General features: G+C 55.9%; 19 protein-coding genes. 17 read left to right on the top strand and 2 right to left on the bottom strand.

All coding sequences use genetic code 11. The features are described from left to right. The 12 genes from nuoB (at position 1) to nuoN (ending at position 14,903) form a co-directional block, all read left to right on the top strand. Positions 1 to 663: an NADH-quinone oxidoreductase subunit NuoB gene (gene nuoB, locus IMQ48_RS00250; RefSeq protein WP_196207440.1), complete on the top strand. Its 663-nt coding sequence runs from the start codon at positions 1 to 3 to the stop codon at positions 661 to 663. Between the two features lie 211 nt (positions 664 to 874). After that, positions 875 to 2,677: an NADH-quinone oxidoreductase subunit C/D gene (gene nuoC, locus IMQ48_RS00245; protein ID WP_096756372.1), complete on the top strand. Its 1,803-nt coding sequence runs from the start codon at positions 875 to 877 to the stop codon at positions 2,675 to 2,677. Positions 2,678 to 2,679: 2 nt separating this feature from the next. Next, complete coding sequence (gene nuoE / locus IMQ48_RS00240; protein WP_003028069.1) at positions 2,680 to 3,180, top strand: NADH-quinone oxidoreductase subunit NuoE; 501 nt, start codon at positions 2,680 to 2,682, stop codon at positions 3,178 to 3,180. Continuing rightward, complete coding sequence (gene nuoF / locus IMQ48_RS00235; RefSeq protein ID WP_096756373.1) at positions 3,177 to 4,514, top strand: NADH-quinone oxidoreductase subunit NuoF; 1,338 nt, start codon at positions 3,177 to 3,179, stop codon at positions 4,512 to 4,514. Before nuoE ends, nuoF begins: the two co-directional genes overlap by 4 nt. 183 nt (positions 4,515 to 4,697) lie before the next feature. Then, a complete protein-coding gene (nuoG, locus tag IMQ48_RS00230; RefSeq protein ID WP_196207439.1) occupies positions 4,698 to 7,424 on the top strand; it encodes an NADH-quinone oxidoreductase subunit NuoG in 2,727 nt (908 codons plus the stop codon). Then, positions 7,421 to 8,398 (top strand): NADH-quinone oxidoreductase subunit NuoH, encoded by a 978-nt coding sequence (gene nuoH, locus IMQ48_RS00225; protein WP_003028063.1) that lies wholly within the window; start codon positions 7,421 to 7,423, stop codon positions 8,396 to 8,398. The genes nuoG and nuoH overlap by 4 nt, the downstream gene beginning before the upstream one ends. Positions 8,399 to 8,412: 14 nt before the next feature. Then, complete coding sequence (gene nuoI, locus IMQ48_RS00220) at positions 8,413 to 8,955, top strand: NADH-quinone oxidoreductase subunit NuoI (protein WP_096756374.1); 543 nt, start codon at positions 8,413 to 8,415, stop codon at positions 8,953 to 8,955. Between the two features lie 11 nt (positions 8,956 to 8,966). Continuing rightward, positions 8,967 to 9,521 (top strand): NADH-quinone oxidoreductase subunit J, encoded by a 555-nt coding sequence (gene nuoJ / locus IMQ48_RS00215; protein ID WP_096756375.1) that lies wholly within the window; start codon positions 8,967 to 8,969, stop codon positions 9,519 to 9,521. Continuing rightward, positions 9,518 to 9,820: an NADH-quinone oxidoreductase subunit NuoK gene (nuoK, locus tag IMQ48_RS00210; RefSeq protein WP_006683663.1), complete on the top strand. Its 303-nt coding sequence runs from the start codon at positions 9,518 to 9,520 to the stop codon at positions 9,818 to 9,820. Before nuoJ ends, nuoK begins: the two co-directional genes overlap by 4 nt. Then, positions 9,817 to 11,658 carry an NADH-quinone oxidoreductase subunit L gene (gene nuoL / locus IMQ48_RS00205; RefSeq protein WP_196207438.1) on the top strand — a complete coding sequence of 614 codons (1,842 nt, stop codon included), beginning with the start codon at positions 9,817 to 9,819 and terminating at the stop codon, positions 11,656 to 11,658. Before nuoK ends, nuoL begins: the two co-directional genes overlap by 4 nt. Before the next feature lie 251 nt (positions 11,659 to 11,909). After that, positions 11,910 to 13,439, top strand: a complete 1,530-nt coding sequence (nuoM, locus tag IMQ48_RS00200) for an NADH-quinone oxidoreductase subunit M (RefSeq protein WP_117343410.1) — start codon at positions 11,910 to 11,912, stop codon at positions 13,437 to 13,439. A gap of 6 nt (positions 13,440 to 13,445) precedes the next feature. Continuing rightward, on the top strand, positions 13,446 to 14,903 hold the full coding sequence (gene nuoN / locus IMQ48_RS00195) for an NADH-quinone oxidoreductase subunit NuoN (RefSeq protein ID WP_115257911.1): 1,458 nt from the start codon (positions 13,446 to 13,448) through the stop codon (positions 14,901 to 14,903). Between the two features lie 58 nt (positions 14,904 to 14,961). Here the strand turns inward: nuoN and IMQ48_RS00190 are convergent, their stop codons facing one another. Together IMQ48_RS00190 and rbn are read right to left on the bottom strand one after the other, a co-directional pair. Further along, complete coding sequence (locus IMQ48_RS00190; protein ID WP_196207437.1) at positions 14,962 to 15,966, bottom strand: chemotaxis protein; 1,005 nt, start codon at positions 15,964 to 15,966, stop codon at positions 14,962 to 14,964. 64 nt (positions 15,967 to 16,030) lie between these two features. After that, positions 16,031 to 16,948 carry a ribonuclease BN gene (gene rbn, locus IMQ48_RS00185; protein ID WP_196207436.1) on the bottom strand — a complete coding sequence of 306 codons (918 nt, stop codon included), beginning with the start codon at positions 16,946 to 16,948 and terminating at the stop codon, positions 16,031 to 16,033. A 67-nt stretch (positions 16,949 to 17,015) separates the two neighbouring features. Between rbn and IMQ48_RS00180 the strand changes: the two genes are divergently transcribed. The 5 genes from IMQ48_RS00180 to menH all read left to right on the top strand — a co-directional run bounded on the left by IMQ48_RS00180 (position 17,016) and on the right by menH (position 21,749). Next, positions 17,016 to 17,477 carry a GNAT family N-acetyltransferase gene (locus IMQ48_RS00180; RefSeq protein ID WP_196207435.1) on the top strand — a complete coding sequence of 154 codons (462 nt, stop codon included), beginning with the start codon at positions 17,016 to 17,018 and terminating at the stop codon, positions 17,475 to 17,477. A 53-nt stretch (positions 17,478 to 17,530) separates the two neighbouring features. Next, a complete protein-coding gene (gene elaB / locus IMQ48_RS00175; RefSeq protein WP_196207434.1) occupies positions 17,531 to 17,836 on the top strand; it encodes a stress response protein ElaB in 306 nt (101 codons plus the stop codon). Between the two features lie 104 nt (positions 17,837 to 17,940). Further along, positions 17,941 to 19,239 carry an isochorismate synthase MenF gene (menF, locus tag IMQ48_RS00170; protein ID WP_196207433.1) on the top strand — a complete coding sequence of 433 codons (1,299 nt, stop codon included), beginning with the start codon at positions 17,941 to 17,943 and terminating at the stop codon, positions 19,237 to 19,239. A gap of 84 nt (positions 19,240 to 19,323) precedes the next feature. Next, on the top strand, positions 19,324 to 20,994 hold the full coding sequence (gene menD / locus IMQ48_RS00165; protein ID WP_196207432.1) for a 2-succinyl-5-enolpyruvyl-6-hydroxy-3-cyclohexene-1-carboxylic-acid synthase: 1,671 nt from the start codon (positions 19,324 to 19,326) through the stop codon (positions 20,992 to 20,994). Next, the gene (gene menH / locus IMQ48_RS00160) at positions 20,991 to 21,749 is read left to right on the top strand and encodes a 2-succinyl-6-hydroxy-2,4-cyclohexadiene-1-carboxylate synthase (RefSeq protein ID WP_196207431.1); all 759 of its coding nucleotides are present in this window, start codon (positions 20,991 to 20,993) and stop codon (positions 21,747 to 21,749) included. The genes menD and menH overlap by 4 nt, the downstream gene beginning before the upstream one ends. The last annotated feature ends 13 nt before the right edge of the window (positions 21,750 to 21,762 follow it).

Here is a 21,762-nt window from a genome sequence, read left to right as displayed (position 1 = left end):
ATGGATTATACGCTCACCCGCATAGATCCTAACGGTGAGAACGACCGTTACCCCCTGCAAAAACAGGAGATCGTAACCGACCCCCTGGAGCAAGAAGTTAACAAAAACGTGTTCATGGGCAAACTGCATGACATGGTTAACTGGGGCCGTAAAAACTCAATTTGGCCATACAACTTTGGCCTTTCCTGCTGCTACGTTGAGATGGTGACCTCGTTCACTGCCGTACATGACGTGGCCCGTTTTGGTGCAGAAGTACTGCGTGCATCTCCGCGCCAGGCAGACCTGATGGTCGTGGCCGGCACCTGCTTTACCAAAATGGCCCCGGTTATTCAGCGTCTGTACGATCAGATGCTGGAACCTAAGTGGGTTATTTCCATGGGCGCATGCGCTAATTCCGGCGGTATGTACGATATTTACTCCGTCGTACAGGGCGTTGATAAGTTTATTCCGGTCGATGTGTACATCCCGGGATGCCCGCCGCGTCCGGAAGCTTACATGCAGGCGCTGATGCTGCTGCAAGACTCCATTGGCAAAGAACGCCGTCCGCTCTCCTGGGTGGTTGGTGATCAGGGTGTTTATCGCGCCAATATGCAGTCAGAGCGCGAGCGTAAGCGTGGCGAACGTATTGCTGTCACGAATCTTCGCTCACCGGACGAGATTTAATTTGCGCCTGTCGGCAGCAACACTTCGCTTCGTGAACTATTAGACATACACAAAATCATTCAAGGTGTATCAAGGCGGCAACTGAGCGAATCCCCTGGCGCTTACATAAGTAAGTAACTGGGGTGAGGGAAGGCAGCCAACACCGAGACAGCTTGAAAGATGAAGTGGATAAACAGCGCGAAGCACTGCTGACTACCACGGACCATTTGCAATGGTGAACAATATGACCGACTTAACCGCGCAAGACGCTGCCTGGCAAACACGGGATCATCTCGATGACCCGGTCATTGGCGAACTGCGCAACCGTTTTGGGCCGGATGCCTTTACCGTTCAGGCGACTCGCACCGGGGTACCCGTTGTTTGGGTCAAGCGTGAACAACTCCTGGAAGTGGGTGATTTCTTAAAGAGATTGCCGAAACCTTACGTCATGCTGTTTGACTTACACGGTATGGACGAACGTCTGCGTACGCACCGCGAAGGGTTACCTGCCGCGGATTTTTCCGTTTTCTATCACCTGATCTCCATTGAACGCAATCGCGATATCATGCTCAAGGTGGCATTGTCTGAAAACGATCTGCGCGTGCCGACGTTCACCAAACTGTTCCCTAACGCCAACTGGTATGAGCGTGAAACCTGGGAAATGTTTGGTATTGATATCGAAGGCCACCCGCACCTGACGCGTCTGCTGATGCCGCATACCTGGGAAGGCCATCCGCTGCGTAAAGATTACCCGGCGCGTGCGACCGAATTCGATCCGTTTGAGCTGACCAAAGCCAAGCAGGATCTGGAAATGGAATCACTGACCTTCAAACCTGAAGACTGGGGCATGCAACGCGGTACCGAAAACGAGGACTTTATGTTCCTCAACCTCGGTCCGAACCACCCGTCTTCTCACGGTGCATTCCGTATTGTTCTTCAGCTTGACGGCGAAGAGATCGTCGACTGTGTGCCTGACATCGGCTACCACCATCGTGGCGCCGAAAAGATGGGTGAACGTCAGTCCTGGCACAGCTACATTCCGTACACCGACCGTATCGAATACCTCGGCGGCTGCGTGAACGAAATGCCGTACGTGCTGGCGGTAGAAAAGCTGGCGGGCATTACCGTACCGGATCGTGTCAACGTGATCCGCGTAATGCTTTCTGAACTTTTCCGTATCAACAGCCACCTGCTGTATATCTCTACGTTCATTCAGGACGTCGGCGCGATGACCCCCGTGTTCTTCGCCTTTACCGACCGTCAGAAAATCTATGACGTGGTTGAAGCGATCACCGGTTTCCGTATGCACCCGGCCTGGTTCCGTATCGGCGGCGTTGCGCACGACCTGCCGCGCGGTTGGGACAAGCTGCTGCGTGATTTCCTCGACTGGATGCCAAAGCGTCTGGATTCCTACGAGAAAGCTGCGCTGCGCAACACCATCCTGAAAGGCCGTTCGCAGGGCGTTGCCGCTTACGGTAAGAAAGAAGCGCTGGATTGGGGTTGTACCGGTGCTGCATTGCGTGCAACCGGTATTGATTTCGACGTGCGTAAGTCACGTCCGTACTCAGGCTATGAAAACTTCGACTTCGAAATCCCGGTGGGCGGTGGTGTTTCCGACTGCTACACCCGTGTGATGCTGAAGGTTGAAGAGCTGCGCCAGAGTCTGCGCATCCTTGAGCAGTGCCTCAACAACATGCCGGAAGGCCCGTTCAAAGCGGATCACCCGCTGACCACGCCGCCGCCGAAAGAGCGCACGCTACAGCATATCGAAACCCTGATCACCCACTTCCTGCAAGTGTCGTGGGGCCCGGTTATGCCGGCGCAAGAATCCTTCCAGATGGTGGAAGCGACCAAGGGTATCAACAGTTACTACCTGACCAGCGATGGCAGCACCATGAGTTACCGTACTCGTATCCGTACGCCGAGCTATGCGCATTTGCAGCAGATCCCGGTAGCGGTACGTGGCAGCCTGGTGTCCGACCTTATCGTCCATCTGGGTAGTATCGATTTTGTTATGTCAGATGTGGACCGCTAATTATGCACGAGAATCAACAACCACAAACTGAGGCTTTTGAGCTGAGTGCGGCTGAGCGTGAAGCGATTGAGCACGAGAAGCACCACTACGAAGACCCGCGTGCGGCGTCCATTGAAGCGCTGAAAATCGTTCAGAAACAGCGTGGCTGGGTGCCGGATGGGGCGATCTATGCGATCGCTGATGTGCTGGGTATCCCGGCAAGCGACGTTGAAGGTGTTGCCACGTTTTACAGCCAGATCTTCCGCCAGCCGGTCGGTCGCCACGTGATCCGCTACTGCGATAGCGTGGTGTGCCATATCAACGGCTATCAGGGGATCCAGGCTGCGCTTGAGAAAAAACTCAACATCAAGCCGGGGCAGACGACCTTTGACGGTCGCTTTACGCTGCTGCCGACCTGTTGCCTGGGGAACTGCGACAAGGGGCCGAACATGATGATCGATGAAGACACGCATGCTCATCTGACCCCGGAAGGCATTCCCGAACTGCTGGAGCGGTATAAATGAAAGACATTATCCGTACTCCCGAAACGCATCCGCTGACCTGGCGTCTGCGCGATGACAACCAGCCAATATGGCTGGATGAATACCGTAGCAAGAACGGTTACGAAGGTGCGCGTAAGGCCCTGACCGGGCTGTCACCGGACGAAATCGTCAATCAGGTAAAAGACGCCGGCCTGAAAGGGCGCGGCGGCGCGGGCTTTTCCACGGGACTGAAGTGGAGCCTGATGCCGAAAGACGAATCCATGAACATCCGTTACCTGCTGTGTAACGCCGATGAAATGGAGCCGGGCACCTATAAAGACCGTCTGTTGATGGAACAGCTGCCGCACCTGCTGGTGGAAGGCATGCTGATCTCCGCGTTTGCGCTGAAAGCGTACCGCGGTTACATCTTCCTGCGCGGTGAATACATTGAAGCGGCGGTCAATCTGCGTCGCGCCATTGCTGAAGCGACCGAAGCGGGTCTGCTTGGCAAAAATATCATGGGCACCGGTTTCGACTTCGAACTGTTTGTGCACACCGGGGCAGGGCGTTACATCTGCGGTGAAGAAACCGCACTGATCAACTCCCTCGAAGGTCGTCGTGCTAACCCGCGCTCCAAGCCGCCGTTCCCGGCAAGCTCTGGCGCCTGGGGTAAGCCGACCTGCGTAAACAACGTCGAAACTCTGTGTAACGTACCGGCTATCCTCGCCAACGGTGTGGAGTGGTACCAGAATATTTCGAAGAGCAAAGACGCCGGTACCAAGCTGATGGGTTTCTCTGGTCGCGTGAAGAATCCGGGACTGTGGGAGCTGCCGTTTGGCACCACCGCGCGTGAAATCCTCGAAGATTACGCGGGCGGCATGCGTGATGGACTGAAGTTCAAAGCCTGGCAGCCGGGCGGTGCGGGGACTGACTTCCTGACCGAAGCGCACCTTGACCTGCCGATGGAGTTCGAAAGCATCGGTAAAGCCGGTAGCCGTCTGGGTACCGCGCTGGCGATGGCGGTCGATCACGAGATTGGCATGGTGCCGCTGGTGCGTAACCTCGAAGAGTTCTTTGCCCGCGAGTCCTGCGGCTGGTGTACACCGTGCCGTGATGGTTTGCCGTGGAGCGTAAAAATTCTGCGTGCGCTGGAGCGTGGCGAAGGCCAGCCTGGGGATATCGAGACACTTGAGCAACTGTGTCGTTTCCTCGGTCCGGGTAAAACCTTCTGTGCACACGCACCGGGTGCGGTCGAACCGCTGCAGAGCGCCATTAAATATTTCCGCGAAGAATTCGAAGCTGGCATCAAGCAGACCTTCAGCAATACCCATGCGATTGGTGGTATTCAGCCGAACCTGCTGAAAGAGCGCTGGTAAACGTTTTACGCGAAAGCATTCAAGATGCGTCAAGGCGGCAACCGAGAGAACCCCTGAGCTTACTAAAGTAAGTGACTGGGAGGAGCGAGGGAAGCCAATGCCGAGGCAGCTTGAAGGATAAAGCGGAAAAGAAATTCGATTAACGCTTAGTCACTGACTAAGCCAACTGGAAGCATGCTGACTATGGCTACGATTCATGTAGACGGCAAAGAATATGAGGTTAATGGTGCAGACAACCTGCTAGAAGCTTGTCTGTCCCTCGGCCTTGATATTCCGTACTTTTGCTGGCACCCGGCGCTGGGAAGCGTCGGTGCTTGCCGCCAGTGTGCGGTGAAGCAATATCAAAACGCGGAAGATACGCGTGGTCGCCTGGTGATGTCTTGTATGACACCGGCTACCGAAGGCACCTTTATTTCTATCGATGACGAAGAAGCGAAACAGTTCCGTGAAAGCGTGGTGGAGTGGTTGATGACTAACCACCCACACGACTGTCCGGTCTGCGAAGAGGGCGGTAACTGCCACCTTCAGGATATGACCGTGATGACGGGTCATAGCTTCCGTCGCTACCGCTTTACCAAGCGCACCCACCGCAACCAGGACCTGGGGCCGTTCATCTCTCACGAAATGAACCGCTGCATCGCCTGTTATCGCTGCGTTCGCTACTACAAAGATTACGCTGATGGCGCAGATCTGGGCGTCTATGGCGCACATGACAACGTCTACTTTGGTCGCCCGGAAGACGGCGTGCTGGAAAGCGAATTCTCCGGTAACCTGGTAGAAATCTGTCCGACCGGTGTGTTCACCGATAAAACGCACTCCGAGCGTTATAACCGTAAATGGGACATGCAGTTTGCGCCGAGCATCTGCCAGCAGTGTTCCATTGGCTGTAACACCAGCCCGGGAGAGCGTTACGGTGAACTGCGTCGTATCGAAAACCGTTATAACGGTACCGTTAACCACTACTTCCTCTGCGACCGTGGTCGTTTTGGCTATGGTTACGTGAACCTGAAAGACCGTCCGCGTCAGCCGGTTCAGCGTCGTGGCGACGATCTGATCACCCTCAACGCCGAGCAGGCAATGCAGGGCGCGGCTGATATTCTGCGTCAGTCGAAGAAAGTGATCGGCATCGGTTCCCCGCGCGCCAGCGTTGAAAGCAACTTTGCGCTGCGCGAACTGGTGGGTGCGGAAAACTTCTATACCGGTATCGCTCAAGGCGAACTGGAACGTCTGCAACTGGCGCTGAGCGTGCTGCGTGACGGCGGTATTCATACCCCGGCGCTGCGCGAGATTGAATCTTACGATGCGGTACTGGTACTGGGCGAAGATGTCACCCAGACCGGCGCGCGCGTTGCGCTGGCTGTACGTCAGGCGGTGAAAGGTAAAGCACGCGAAATGGCAGCAGCGCAGAAAGTGGCTGACTGGCAGATTGCCGCGATCCTCAACATCGGCCAACGTGCCAAGCACCCGCTGTTCGTGACCAACGTGGATAACACCCGTCTGGATGATATCGCGGCATGGACCTACCGTGCTCCGGTTGAAGATCAGGCGCGTTTAGGTTTCGCAATTGCCCACGCGCTGGATAACACCGCCCCGGCGGTTGACGGTATCGACCGCGACCTGCAGAACAAAATCGACGTCATCGTTCAGGCCCTGGCTGGTGCGAAGAAACCGTTGATTATTTCTGGTACCAACGCCGGTAGCGCTGAAGTGATTCAGGCCGCTGCCAACGTGGCGAAGGCGCTGAAAGGTCGTGGCGCAGATGTTGGCATCACCATGATTGCCCGCTCTGTTAACAGCATGGGCCTCGGCATGATTGGCGGCGGTTCGCTTGATGATGCGCTGACCGAACTGGAAACAGGTCGTGCTGACGCCGTAGTGGTGCTGGAAAATGACCTGCATCGCCATGCGTCCGCCACTCGCGTTAACGCTGCCCTGGCGAAAGCACCGCTGGTACTGGTCGTTGACCATCAGCGTACCGCGATTATGGACAATGCCCATCTGGTTCTTTCTGCAGCAAGTTTTGCAGAAAGCGACGGTACGGTCATCAACAACGAAGGCCGCGCACAGCGTTTCTTCCAGGTGTATGACCCAAGCTACTACGACAGCAGCATTGTGATGCTGGAAAGCTGGCGCTGGCTGCATTCGCTGCACAGCACCGTGCAGAGCCGTGAAGTGGACTGGACGCAGCTCGATCACGTCATCGACGCCGCCATAGCCGCGCTGCCGCAACTGGCTGGTATTAAAGATGCCGCGCCGGACGCGAGCTTCCGTATTCGTGGGCAGAAACTGGCACGTGAGCCGCATCGTTACAGCGGTCGTACCGCCATGCGTGCCAACATCAGCGTGCATGAACCGCGTCAACCGCAGGACAAAGACACTATGTTTGCCTTCTCGATGGAAGGGAACAACCAGCCGTCTGCGCCGCGTTCACAAATTCCGTTTGCCTGGGCACCAGGCTGGAACTCCCCACAAGCGTGGAACAAGTTCCAGGATGAAGTGGGCGGCAAACTGCGCCATGGCGATCCGGGCGTGCGTCTGATTGAAGCCTCTGAAGGCGGTCTTGACTACTTCACTACCGTTCCGGCGAGCTTCCAGGCGCAGGATGGTCAGTGGCGTATCGCGCCGTACTATCATCTGTTTGGTAGCGACGAAATGTCCCAGCGCGCGCCGGTCATTCAGACCCGCATGCCGCAGCCGTACATTAAACTCAACCCGGCAGATGCTGCGAAGTTGGGCGTCAATACCGGCACGCACGTTTCCTTTAGTTACGACGGCAATACGGTCACGCTGCCGGTTGAAATCGCAGAAGGGTTAACGGCGGGGCAGGTTGGTTTGCCGATGGGTATGCCGGGTATCGCGCCGGTTCTGGCAGGTGCGCGTCTTGAGGATCTGCAGGAGGCACAACAATGAGTTGGATTACACCCGATCTGATTGAGATCCTGCTGAGCATTCTCAAAGCGGTAGTGATCCTGCTGGTGGTGGTCACCTGCGGGGCATTCATGAGCTTTGGCGAACGTCGTCTGCTGGGTCTGTTCCAGAACCGTTACGGGCCAAACCGTGTAGGCTGGGGCGGTTCGCTCCAGCTGGTTGCGGACATGATCAAGATGTTCTTTAAAGAAGACTGGATCCCGAAATTCTCGGATCGCGTCATCTTTACGCTGGCACCGATGATCGCTTTCACCTCGCTGCTGCTGGCCTTCGCCATTGTGCCGGTCAGTCCGAACTGGGTGGTCGCTGACCTTAACATCGGGATCCTGTTCTTCCTGATGATGGCTGGTCTGGCGGTGTACGCGGTGCTGTTCGCCGGTTGGTCGAGCAACAACAAATACTCACTGTTGGGGGCAATGCGTGCGTCTGCGCAGACCCTGAGCTATGAAGTGTTCCTCGGACTTTCCCTGATGGGCGTGGTGGCGCAGGCCGGTTCATTTAACATGACCGACATCGTCAATAACCAGGCCGACATCTGGAACGTTATTCCGCAGTTCTTTGGTTTTGTCACCTTTGCCATCGCGGGCGTCGCGGTCTGTCACCGTCACCCGTTTGACCAACCGGAAGCCGAGCAGGAACTGGCCGATGGTTACCATATTGAATATTCCGGGATGAAATTCGGTCTGTTCTTCGTGGGGGAGTACATCGGTATCGTCACCATTTCTGCGTTGATGGTTACCCTGTTCTTCGGTGGCTGGCATGGCCCGTTCTTACCGCCATTCGTCTGGTTCGCGCTGAAAACCGCGTTCTTTATGATGATGTTCATTTTGATTCGTGCGTCGTTACCGCGTCCTCGTTATGACCAGGTAATGTCCTTCGGCTGGAAAGTTTGTCTGCCGCTGACGCTCGTCAATTTGCTGGTAACGGCGGCTGTCATTCTGTGGCAGGCGCAATAAGGGACACAAAGACCATGACCTTAAAAGAATTACTTGTAGGCGCAGGCACCCAGCTTCGTAGTATCTGGATGATCGGCCTGCATGCGTTCGCCAAACGCGAAACGCAGATGTACCCGGAAGAGCCGGTCTATCTACCGCCCCGTTTTCGTGGTCGTATCGTACTGACGCGCGACCCGGACGGCGAAGAGCGCTGCGTTGCTTGTAACCTGTGTGCGGTAGCCTGTCCGGTCGGCTGCATCTCTCTGCAAAAAGCAGAGACTAAAGATGGTCGCTGGTATCCGGAGTTTTTCCGCATCAACTTCTCACGCTGCATTTTTTGCGGTATGTGCGAAGAAGCCTGTCCGACAACGGCCATTCAGCTTACTCCGGATTTCGAACTGGGTGAGTATAAGCGCCAGGATCTGGTTTACGAGAAAGAGGATCTGCTGATCTCCGGTCCGGGTAAATATCCGGAATATAACTTCTACCGGATGGCAGGTATGGCAATCGACGGCAAAGATAAGGGCGAAGCAGAGAACGAAGCCAAGCCTATCGACGTCAAGAGCCTGTTACCGTAAGGAGAGGGGCAATGGAGTTCGCTTTTTATATCTGTGGCCTGATAGCCATTCTCGCAACCTTGCGGGTCATCACCCACACTAATCCGGTACACGCACTGCTGTACCTGATTATTTCGCTGCTGGCGATTTCTGGGGTGTTTTTCTCGCTGGGCGCTTACTTCGCCGGTGCGCTGGAAATTATCGTGTACGCGGGTGCCATCATGGTGCTGTTCGTGTTCGTGGTCATGATGCTTAACCTGGGCGGTGCTGAAATCGAACAGGAACGTCAGTGGCTGAGACCGCAAGTGTGGATTGGTCCGGCGATTCTGTCGGCCATCATGCTGGCGGTGATTGTCTACGCGATTCTCGGCGTTAACGATCAGGGCATCGACGGAACGCCAATTAGCGCGAAAGCGGTCGGTATCTCGCTGTTCGGACCTTATGTCCTGGCGGTTGAGCTGGCGTCAATGCTGCTGCTGGCGGGTCTGGTTGTGGCCTTCCACGTCGGTCGCGAAGAACGTTCTGGCGAAGTGCTGAGCAACCGCACGGATGACCGCGCGAAAAGAAAAACGGAGGAGCACGCATGATCCCCTTACAACATGGACTGATCCTCGCGGCTGTCTTATTCGTACTGGGCTTAACCGGTCTGGTTATCCGCCGCAATCTGCTGTTTATGCTGATTGGGCTGGAAATCATGATTAACGCCTCTGCGCTGGCCTTTGTGGTCGCCGGAAGCTACTGGGGCCAGACCGATGGTCAGGTGATGTACATTCTCGCCATCAGCCTTGCGGCTGCGGAAGCGAGCATTGGACTTGCGCTGTTGCTGCAACTTCATCGCCGCCGCCAGAACCTGAACATCGATTCAGTAAGTGAGATGCGTGGATGAACATGCTTGCGTTAACCATTATTCTGCCATTTCTTGGCTTTGTATTACTGGCGTTCTCTCGCGGTCGTTGGTCAGAAAATCTGTCCGCTACCGTGGGTGTCGGGTCGATTGGCCTGGCGGCGCTGGTCACCGCGTTTGTTGGCGTCGATTTCTTCGCTAACGGTAAACAGGCGTTTAGCGTTCCGCTGTGGACGTGGATGTCTGTTGGCAACTTTAACATTGGTTTTAATCTGGTGCTGGACGGCCTGTCGCTGACCATGCTCTCAGTGGTGACCGGCGTTGGTTTCCTGATCCACATGTTCGCCTCCTGGTACATGCGCGGCGAAGAGGGCTACTCCCGCTTCTTCGCCTACACCAACCTGTTTATCGCCAGCATGGTGATTCTGGTACTGGCGGACAACCTGCTGCTGATGTACCTCGGCTGGGAAGGCGTGGGCCTGTGCTCCTATCTGCTGATCGGGTTCTACTATACCGATCCGAAGAATGGCGCTGCGGCAATGAAAGCTTTCGTGGTTACCCGTGTCGGCGACGTATTCCTGGCGTTCGCGCTGTTCATTCTCTACAACGAGCTGGGCACGCTGAACTTCCGTGAAATGGTTGAACTGGCACCGGCGCACTTTGCCGCGGGCAATGACATGCTGATGTGGGCAACCCTGATGCTGCTGGGCGGTGCGGTCGGTAAATCGGCGCAGTTGCCGTTGCAGACGTGGCTTGCTGATGCGATGGCCGGCCCGACGCCTGTCTCCGCGCTGATCCACGCCGCAACGATGGTTACTGCTGGTGTCTACCTGATTGCGCGTACCCACGGCCTGTTCCTGCTGACGCCGGAAATCCTGCACCTGGTGGGGATTATCGGGGCGATCACGCTGGTGCTGGCAGGCTTCGCTGCGCTGGTACAGACCGACATCAAACGCGTTCTCGCGTATTCCACCATGAGCCAGATTGGCTACATGTTCCTGGCGCTGGGCGTTCAGGCCTGGGATGCGGCGATTTTCCACTTGATGACGCACGCCTTCTTTAAAGCGCTGCTGTTCCTGGCATCGGGTTCGGTGATCCTGGCCTGCCACCACGAACAGAACATCTTCAAAATGGGCGGCTTGCGTAAGTCAATCCCACTGGTTTATCTCAGCTTCCTGGTTGGCGGCGCGGCGTTGTCGGCTCTGCCGCTGATTACCGCAGGCTTCTTCAGTAAGGATGAGATTCTGGCCGGTGCGATGGCGAACGGTCATATCAATCTGATGGTGGCAGGTTTGGTCGGTGCGTTTATGACCTCTCTGTACACCTTCCGTATGATTTTCATCGTGTTCCACGGTAAAGAACAAATTCACGCGCACGCAGGGAAGGGGATTACCCACCATCTGCCGCTGATTGTGTTGATGATCCTGTCCACCTTCGTTGGCGCGCTGATTGTGCCTCCGTTGCATGGCGTGCTTCCGGCGACTACCGAACTGCCGCATGGTAGCGTGATGACGCTGGAAATTACCTCTGGCATCGTCGCGATTGCGGGGATCCTGATTGCAGCATGGCTGTGGCTGGGTAAACGTACGCTTGTGACCTCGATTGCCAACAGTGCGCCGGGCCGTCTGCTGGGCACCTGGTGGTATAACGCCTGGGGCTTTGACTGGCTGTACGACAAAGTGTTCGTGAAGCCGTTCCTTGGCGTTGCCTGGCTGCTGAAACGCGACCCGATGAACGCAATGATGAACATTCCGGCGATCCTCTCCCGCTTTGCAGGCAAAGGTCTGCTGCTCAGTGAGAACGGGTATCTGCGCTGGTATGTCGCATCAATGAGCATCGGTGCGGTTGTCGTGCTGGCACTGCTGATGGTACTGCGTTGAGTTTGTTGGCCGGTTGAACGACTGCCGGATGGCGCTGCGCTTATCCGGCCTACAAACCCAAAAATAATTTTTAGAATTTGTTGAAAATCTGTTCCTGAAGTACAGGCGTCATCGGCGAAGTCAGACCGAATACCGCCAGCGCAGAGCAACCGGAGCGTACTGAAGTACGTGAGGATTGCGAGCACTGCCGGGATTTGGGCTGACGAGTGAGATAGCCTGAGCAGGAATAAATATAAGGGACATACTTAGCTATGTTATTACCTTGGTTGATATTAATCCCCTTTATCGGTGGTTTCCTGTGCTGGCAGACTGAACGCTTTGGCGTGAAGGTACCGCGCTGGATCGCGCTGATTACCATGGGACTGACGCTGGCGCTTGGCCTGCAACTGTGGTTGCAGGGCGGCTATTCACTGACGCAATCCGCTGGTATTCCGCAGTGGCAGTCTGAGTTCGTCATGCCGTGGATCCCGCGCTTTGGCATCTCTATTCATTTAGCTATCGACGGTCTGTCGCTGCTGATGGTGGTGCTGACCGGTCTGCTCGGTGTTCTGGCGGTGCTGTGTTCCTGGAATGAAATTGAAAAGTACCAGGGCTTCTTCCACCTGAACCTGATGTGGATCCTCGGCGGCGTTATCGGCGTGTTCCTGGCCATCGACATGTTCCTGTTCTTCTTCTTCTGGGAAATGATGCTGGTGCCGATGTACTTCCTGATCGCGCTGTGGGGGCATAAAGCGTCCGACGGTAAAACGCGTATCACGGCGGCCACCAAGTTCTTCATTTATACCCAGGCGAGTGGTCTGGTGATGTTGATTGCCATCCTGGCGCTGGTATTTGTGCACTACAAAGCCACCGGTGTCTGGACCTTCAACTATGAAGAACTGCTGAACACCCCGATGTCCCACGGCGTGGAATATCTGCTGATGCTGGGCTTCTTCATCGCTTTCGCGGTGAAAATGCCGGTGGTTCCGTTGCACGGCTGGCTGCCAGACGCGCACTCCCAGGCACCGACCGCAGGTTCCGTTGACCTGGCGGGGATTTTGCTGAAAACCGCGGCCTACGGTCTGCTGCGCTTCTCCCTGCCGCTGTTCCCGAACGCGTCTGCGGAGTTCGCACCTATCGCTATGTGGCTGGGTGTTATCGGTATTTTCTACGGCGCGTGGATGGCCTTTAATCAGTATGATATCAAGCGTCTGATTGCCTACACCTCCGTCTCGCACATGGGCTTCGTGTTGATTGCCATCTACACCGGCAGCCAGCTGGCGTACCAGGGTGCGGTTATCCAGATGATTGCGCACGGTCTGTCTGCAGCCGGTCTGTTCATTCTGTGTGGTCAGCTGTACGAACGTCTGCATACGCGTGATATGCGTATGATGGGCGGCCTGTGGGGCAAAATGAAATGGTTGCCTGCGCTGTCGATGTTCTTCGCGGTCTGTACGCTGGGTATGCCGGGAACCGGTAACTTCGTTGGCGAATTTATGATTCTGTTCGGCAGCTACCAGGTGGTTCCGGTCATTACCGTGATCTCGACCTTCGGTCTGGTGTTTGCCTCTGTTTACTCGCTGGCGATGCTGCATCGCGCTTACTTCGGTAAAGCGAAAAGCCAGATTGCCAGTGTTGAACTGCCAGGGATGTCGCTGCGTGAGCTGTTTATCATCCTGTTGCTGGTCGTGCTTCTGGTACTGCTTGGCTTCTATCCGCAGCCGATTCTGGATACCTCGCATTCTGCGATGAGCAACATCCAGCAGTGGTTTGTTAATTCCGTTACTACTACAAGGCCGTAAATCGCCATGACAATAACTCCACAACACCTGATTGCGCTGCTACCGCTGCTGATCGTCGGCTTGACGGTGGTGGTTGTGATGCTCTCCATTGCGTGGCGACGCAATCACTTCCTCAATGCCACGCTGTCGGTCATTGGGCTTAACGCCGCGCTGGTTTCGCTCTGGTTTGTTGGCCAGGCAGGCGCCATGGACGTCACCCCGCTGATGCGGGTTGACGGTTTCGCGATGCTCTACACCGGGATGGTCCTGCTGGCGAGCCTTGCTACCTGTACCTTTGCCTACCCATGGCTGGAAGGCTATGACGACAACCGGGAAGAGTTCTACCTGCTGGTGTTGATTGCCGCGCTGGGCGGGATTCTGCTGGCTAACGCTAACCATCTGGCGGCGTTGTTCCTCGGTATCGAACTGATCTCTCTGCCGCTGTTTGGTCTGGTGGGCTATGCGTTTCGTCAGAAACGCTCGCTGGAAGCCAGTATCAAATACACCATTCTGTCTGCCGCAGCGTCTTCATTCCTGCTGTTCGGTATGGCGCTGGTGTACGCGCAGTCCGGCAACCTGTCGTTCGTGGCACTCGGTAAGAGCCTCGGCGACGGTATGCTGAACGAACCGCTGCTGCTGGCAGGCTTCGGGATGATGATCGTCGGTCTGGGCTTTAAGCTCTCTCTGGTGCCGTTCCACCTGTGGACGCCAGACGTCTACCAGGGTGCACCGGCTCCGGTGTCCACCTTCCTGGCGACGGCGAGCAAAATCGCTATCTTCGGCGTGGTGATGCGTCTGTTCCTGTACGCGCCGGTTGGCGACAGCGAAGCGGTACGTATTGTGCTGGGCGTGATTGCCTTTGCCTCTATCATCTTCGGTAACCTGATGGCGCTGAGCCAGACCAACATCAAGCGTCTGCTTGGTTATTCGTCTATCTCTCACCTCGGCTACCTGCTGGTGGCGCTGATTGCCCTGCAAAGTGGCGAGATGTCGATGGAAGCGGTAGGCGTGTACCTGGCTGGTTATCTGTTCAGCAGCCTCGGCGCGTTCGGTGTGGTCAGCCTGATGTCCAGCCCTTATCGTGGTCCGGATGCGGATTCACTGTTCTCCTACCGTGGTCTGTTCTGGCATCGTCCGATCCTCGCGGCAGTGATGACGGTGATGATGCTGTCTCTGGCGGGTATCCCGATGACGCTGGGCTTTATCGGTAAGTTCTACGTACTGGCCGTCGGTGTGCAGGCTAACCTGTGGTGGCTGGTTGCCGCCGTGGTGGTCGGTTCCGCGATTGGTTTGTACTACTACCTGCGCGTTGCCGTGAGCCTGTACCTGAGCGCACCGCAGCAACTGAACCGCGATGCACCATCTAACTGGCAGTACAGCGCGGGCGGTATCGTGGTGTTGATCTCTGCGCTGCTGGTGCTGGTGCTGGGTATCTACCCGCAACCGCTGATCAGCATCGTGCAGTTAGCGACGCCGCTGATGTAAGCGAAACGCTGAAACGAAAAAACCCGCCGCGGCGGGTTTTTTTATGTGCAGAGTTCAGTCAGGCTGAAATCTGGCGGCTCACCAGTGGCCCATTAATGTCTTTCGCCGCGCGCTCCATCACTTCCTGGATTACGGAAGACAGCTCGTTGATCTCGAACTTCGCCACGTAGCCATCGGCCTTCACTCTGCGCACGTGATCTTCATTGGCGCTGCCGGAAAGGGATGAGTGGATGACGACCGGGATCTTCTTCAGGCGTTCATCGGTCTTAATCTTGCGGGTCAGCGTAAAACCGTCCATCTCCGGCATTTCCAGATCGGTAAGCACCAGCGCAATTTTCTCGCTGATGGGCTTGCCTTCCGCCTGCGCTTCCAGGGACAGCTGCTGAATTTTTTCCCACGCATCTTTGCCGGTGACATGCATCTGGTGCGGAATGTTCATGGCGTTAAGCCCTTTTTCCAGCATCGCGCGGGCGACCTTGGAGTCTTCTGCCACAATTGCCACGGCACCTGGGGTGATATTGAATTTACTGGTCTCCAGGTGGGCGGCGCGCAGATCGTGGTTTGACGGCACAATGTCATACAGGATCTGTTCGACGTCGAGAACCAGCGCCAGGTTGTTGGTCTCTTTGTTGTCATCCAGGCAGGCGATGCTGGTGATATAGCGACCGTTGACGGCTTTCTCAGCGGTATGCACCTGCTGCCAGTCGAGGCGCATAATGTTTTCCACTGACTCTACTGCAAACGCCTGCACGCTGCGGGCGTATTCGGTGATCAACAGGATATTCAGTCCGGTCTCGGGCTTGCATCCGGCAACGGCGGGCAGGTCGATCACCGGGATCACCTGATCGCGAATATTCACCATGCCCAGCAGCGGGGCTTTCATTCCCGCCGGACGCGTAAATGCGGGCATCGGGACAATCTCGCGCAGCTTAAATACGTTGATGCCAAATAGCTCTGATTTCTGCTCATCCAGCGATGTGCCGAGGCGAAACAGCAGCAGTTCAAAGCGGTTAGACAGGGTTAGGTTTGTCCTGTCATCAATGTCTTTCTGAATATTATTCATCCTGTCCTCAGTGTGAACGCCAGCCTTTTCACTGTTATCGGCACTGAGGCGGAAAAATAGAGCGTTAAACCGTGAAAATGGCGAAATCGTGCGCCAGTTCAGTTGCCGGAAACAGCGCCCGACACTCTTCGAGCAAACGTTGGCAGCCTTTTTCATCATAACGCGAGCTGACGTGGGTCATAATCAATCGGCCGACGCCTGCCTCTCGCGCCAGCATCGCGGCCTGACGGGTGGAGCTGTGTCCCCGACTGTTGGCCTTTTCTTCCATCGAGGCGTCCAGCGTGGTTTCATGTACCATCACATCCACACCTTTTGCCAGTTCGAGGGCGGCGACGCACGGCGCGGTATCGCCAAATATCGCCACGGATTTGCCCGGTATTGCCGGGGCGAGAAAATCAGCACCGTTAAGGGAACGGCCATCTTCCAGCACGACGGTATTACCGGCTTTGAGATCCTGGAACCACGGTCCTGGCTTAACGCCGGCTGCCTTTAGCGCGCTGGCGTCAAGCGCACCGGGTTTGTCATGTTCCTCAACGCGAAAACCGTAGCATTCGAGCGGATGCGCCAGCGCGAAAGCCGTCACTTTACGCAGACCGTCGTCGAGAATTTCTCCGGCGGTAATTTCCACAATCTCCAGCGGATAATCGGTCCAGGAGCCGCTCAGGCGTAATGCGGTCTCGGTAAATTCCCGTAACCCTTTTGGCCCGTACAGCGTCAACGGCTGGACGTTTCCGGCCATCGAGCGGCTGCACAACAGTCCAGGCAGGCCAAAAAGGTGATCGCCATGCAGATGGCTGATAAAAATACGTTCGAGTTTTCCCGGATTGAACGGCGTGGTCAGCATCTGGTGCTGCGTTCCTTCGCCGCAATCAAAAAGCCACAATCCCGCCTGCGTAGGATGTTGCAGATTGAGTAATATTGCCGTTACATTGCGGGAGCGCGTGGGAACACCCGCAGACGTGCCTAAAAAAATTAATTCCATCTTTGTATTACACTTTTCGCCATTAATAAGGCAGGGTGTTCAGGTTATCACAACCAAGGGGCAGACAATGATTCACTGGCAAGATCTCCACCATACAGAACTGACCGTCCAGCAACTGTATGCCATTCTTCAGTTACGCTGTGCGGTATTTGTTGTTGAGCAACAGTGCCCGTATCAGGATGTGGACGGCGATGACCTGACGGGTGAAAACCGACACCTTCTGGGGTGGCATAATGAGCAACTGGTAGCGTATGCGAGGATTCTGAAAAGCGACGACGATCTTGAACCGGTGGTTATTGGCCGGGTGATTGTCAGCGCTGCGTTACGCGGGGAAAAACTGGGACAGCAGTTGATGACGCAGACGCTTGAATCCTGTGCTCAGCACTGGCCGCACAAGGCGTTGTATCTGGGCGCGCAGGCGCATCTGCAACCGTTCTACGCGCGCTTTGGTTTCGTTCCGGTGACGGATATCTATGATGAAGATGGCATTCCGCACATCGGCATGGCGCGTGAGGGACATCAAGCGTAAACAGCTCAGGTCGTCTATAGTTAGCGGGTACGTAAATAGAAAGGGAGAAAATAATGTCTTTTCATTCTTATGAATCACGTATTGATGATGACCTGGAATTACTCAGCGAAACGCTGGAAGAAGTACTGCGCTCGTCGGGCGATCCTGCTGACCAGAAGTACCTGGCGTTAAAAGCGAAAGCCGAGCAGGCGTTAGAAGAGGTGAGAAATCGCGTCAGCCACGCTTCGGACAGCTATTATTATCGCGCGAAAAAGGCCGTTTGCCGGGCAGATGACTATGTGCATGATAAACCGTGGCGCGGGATCGGCGTGGGTGCAACGGTCGGTTTAGTGATGGGTTTATTGTTAGCACGGCGATAAATTCGACACCTTCATTGCATTTGTCAGTACTCCCTAAACGGGGGTACTGCTTTTTCTCGTCAGTACCCCGTATAATGAGAGGTTTTTAACAGGGAGAGGTCTGCGTGCATTCAATTACTACTGCGCTGGAAAATCTGATGCGCCTTTTGACGCAAGAGATACCGGCAGCACCTGGCATTCGTATTTACGACATCCCTTTCCCGCTGAATGATGCTTTCGACGCTTTAGGCTGGCTGGCCAGTCAATCCGTCTGGCCGCAGTTTTACTGGCAACAACGTAACGGCGATGAAGAAGCCGCCGTGCTGGGGGCCGTGGCAACGTTTTCCTCGCTGGTCGCCGCTCAGCAGTTTTTACGCCAGCATGAATACCATCCTGAACTACGCATCTGGGGCCTGAATGCGTTTGAACCCCAGCGCGGCAATTTACTGCTACCTCGCCTGGAATGGCGGCGCTGTGCAGGCGTGGCGACCTTACGGTTACACCTGTATAGCGACGTGTCGCTGCAAGAAGATGCCGTCCACGCGCGCGCATTTCTCTCAACGCTTGCCAACGTGAAGCCGCTTCCCGCCCTGCGCCTGAATTTAACCGCTGAACAGCACTGGCCAGATAAAGCGGGATGGACGCGCCTGATTGAACTTGCTACCCAAACCATTGCCGGGGAAGCGCTCGACAAAGTGGTGCTGGCGCGGGCGACCGATTTACAGTTCTCACAGCCGGTGAACGCCGCGTCGGTGATGGCCTCCAGTCGTCGCTTAAACCTTAACTGCTACCATTTCTTTATGGCGTTTTCCGCCGAGTGCGCTTTTTTGGGATCGTCGCCTGAACGTCTGTATCGACGGCGTGATACGGCGCTGCGTACCGAGGCGCTGGCCGGAACCGTCGCTAATCATCCTGACGACCACCGGGCCTGGCAGCTCGGTGAGTGGCTGATGAAGGACGATAAAAACCAGCGTGAGAATATGCTGGTGGTGGAAGATATCTGTCAGCGACTGCAAAACTGTACGCAAACCCTCGACGTGCTGCCGCCGCAGGTGCTCAGACTGCGCAAAGTACAGCATCTGCGCCGCTGTATCTGGACGGCGCTGAATCAGCCGGATGACACACTTTGCCTGATGCAGCTTCAGCCGACCGCGGCAGTGGCGGGCATTCCGCGTGAACGGGCGCGCGCATTCATCCAGCATAATGAACCTTTTGAACGGGAATGGTATGCAGGCTCTGCGGGATATCTCTCCCTGCGGCAAAGCGAGTTTTGCGTGTCGCTACGTTCAGCGAAAATTAGCGGTAACGTGGTGCGTCTGTACGCCGGGGCCGGGATTGTACGCGGCTCTGATCCCGAACAAGAATGGCAGGAAATAGACAATAAAGCGGCGGGTTTACGTACTTTATTACAGATGGAAGCCTAATGAGTCACACATTATCGACTCATATCAAAAATCCATTTATTCGATTCTTTATACTGTGTCGCAATATTGATACCGGACAATCTTATGTCAGTAAGCGCATTTAACCGACGCTGGGCGGCGGTCATACTGGAAGCACTCACTCGCCACGGCGTCAGGCATGTTTGCATTGCGCCTGGCTCTCGTTCGACGCCATTGACGCTGGCCGCAGCGGTAAATTCTGCCTTTATCCACCATACCCACTTTGACGAGCGCGGGTTGGGGCATCTGGCTTTAGGTCTGGCCAAGGTCAGCCGGCAGCCGGTGGCGGTGATTGTGACCTCCGGTACGGCAGTAGCGAATTTGTATCCGGCGCTTATCGAAGCCGGTCTGACCGGTGAAAAACTGATTTTACTCACGGCGGACAGACCGCCTGAGCTTATCGACTGCGGGGCGAATCAGGCGATTCGTCAGCCGGGAATGTTTGCTTCTCATCCATCGCAAACGCTCTCTTTACCGCGTCCGACGCAGGACATTCCCGCCAGTTGGCTGGTTTCCACCCTCGATAATGCCATGGCTTCACTGCACAGCGGTGCGGTACACATTAACTGCCCGTTTGCGGAGCCGCTGTATGGCGAGATGGACGACACGGGCATTGAGTGGCAGCAGCGCCTGGGTGACTGGTGGCAGGATGATAAGCCCTGGCTGCGCGAAGCGCGTCGGCTGGAAAGTGACAAACAGCGCGACTGGTTCTTCTGGCGGCAAAAGCGCGGTGTGGTGATTGCCGGGCGCATGACGGCGGAAGAGGGTAAGAAAGTCGCGCTGTGGGCACAGACGTTAGGCTGGCCGCTGATTGGCGATGTGCTGTCGCAAACCGGACAGCCGCTGCCGTGTGCCGACCTGTGGTTGGGCAATGCGAAAGCGGTGACCGAATTACAGCAGGCACAGATTGTGGTGCAGTTGGGCAGCAGCCTGACCGGAAAACGTCTGTTGCAATGGCAGGCCACCTGTAACCCGCAAGAATACTGGATTGTCGACAATATCGAAGGACGGCTGGATCCCGCTCATCATCGTGGGCGCAGGTTAGTCGCGAAGGTTGGCGACTGGCTGGATCTGCATCCGGCAGAGAAACGTCAGCCCTGGTGCGTCGATATTCCGCGCCTCGCGGAACAAGCATGGCAGACGGTGGCAGCACGTCGCGAGGCGTTTGGTGAAGCGCAGCTGGCGCACCGCATTCGCGAGTATCTGCCTGAACAGGGCCAGCTGTTTGTCGGTAACAGCCTGGTGGTACGTCTGATTGACGCATTGTCGCAGCTTCCGGCAGGGTACCCGGTATACAGTAATCGCGGGGCCAGCGGTATTGACGGTCTACTGTCAACCGCGGCAGGTGTACAGCGAGCCAGCGCGAAATCGACGCTGGCCATCGTCGGTGACTTATCGGCGCTGTATGATCTGAATGCGCTGGCCTTATTGCGCCAGGTCTCCGCACCGTTTGTCCTGATTGTGGTGAACAATAACGGCGGGCAGATTTTCTCCCTGCTGCCGACGCCGCAAAGTGAGCGTGAACGGTTCTATCTGATGCCGCAGAACGTCCATTTTGATCATGCGGCAGCGATGTTTAACCTAAAATATCACCGTCCGGAAAACTGGGAACAGCTGGAGCGCGTGCTGGCGGGAGCCTGGCGTACTCCGGCCGCCACGGTGATTGAGCTGGTGGTTAATGAAACTGACGGGGCGCAAACCCTGCAGCAACTGTTGGCGCAGGTGAGTCATCTATGATCCTGCACGCGCAGGTGAACACGGGCCAGGCGGATGCCCCCTGGTTGGTTTTCCTGCACGGCTTCTCCGGCGATTGCCGGGAATGGCAGTCGGTCGGGGAGCAGTTTGCGGACTGTTCACGGCTGTATATTGATTTGCCCGGACACGGCGGTTCTGCGGATATTCACGTCAGCGGATTTGATGATGTCAGCGAATTGCTGCGTAACACTTTATTTAGTTACAACATACTTAACTACTGGCTGGTGGGATATTCTCTTGGTGGCAGAGTGGCGATGATGGCGGCTTGCCAGGGGATGTCAGGGCTTTGCGGCCTGGTGGTCGAAGGCGGGCATCCGGGGCTGCAAAGTGAAGACGAGCGCACGCAACGTCGCCTTGGTGACAGTCGCTGGGCCGCACGTTTTCGCCACGAACCGTTACGGGATGTTTTTAACGACTGGTATCAACAGCCGGTTTTCGCCTCGCTAAGCCCTGTGCAACGCCAGGCGCTGGTTGAGCTGCGTAGCCAGAACAATGGCGTTACGCTTGCCGCCATGCTGGAGGCCACCTCGCTGGCGGGTCAACCCGATTTACGTGCGCCGCTCACCACGCGCACATTTCCGTTTTATTATTTATGTGGTGAACGTGACGATAAATTCCGCGCTCTGGCGACGGAAATGTCTGTACCGAACCATGTGATTCCTCACGCCGGACACAACGCGCACCGGGACAATCCCGCGGGCGTGGTAGACTGTCTGGCTCAGATTCTGCGTCGCTGACTAAAGGACATTT

Source organism: Citrobacter sp. Res13-Sevr-PEB04-36, assembly GCF_015672735.1.
Lineage (GTDB): Bacteria > Pseudomonadota > Gammaproteobacteria > Enterobacterales > Enterobacteriaceae > Citrobacter.
This window is presented reverse-complemented; position numbering and strand designations above follow the sequence as displayed.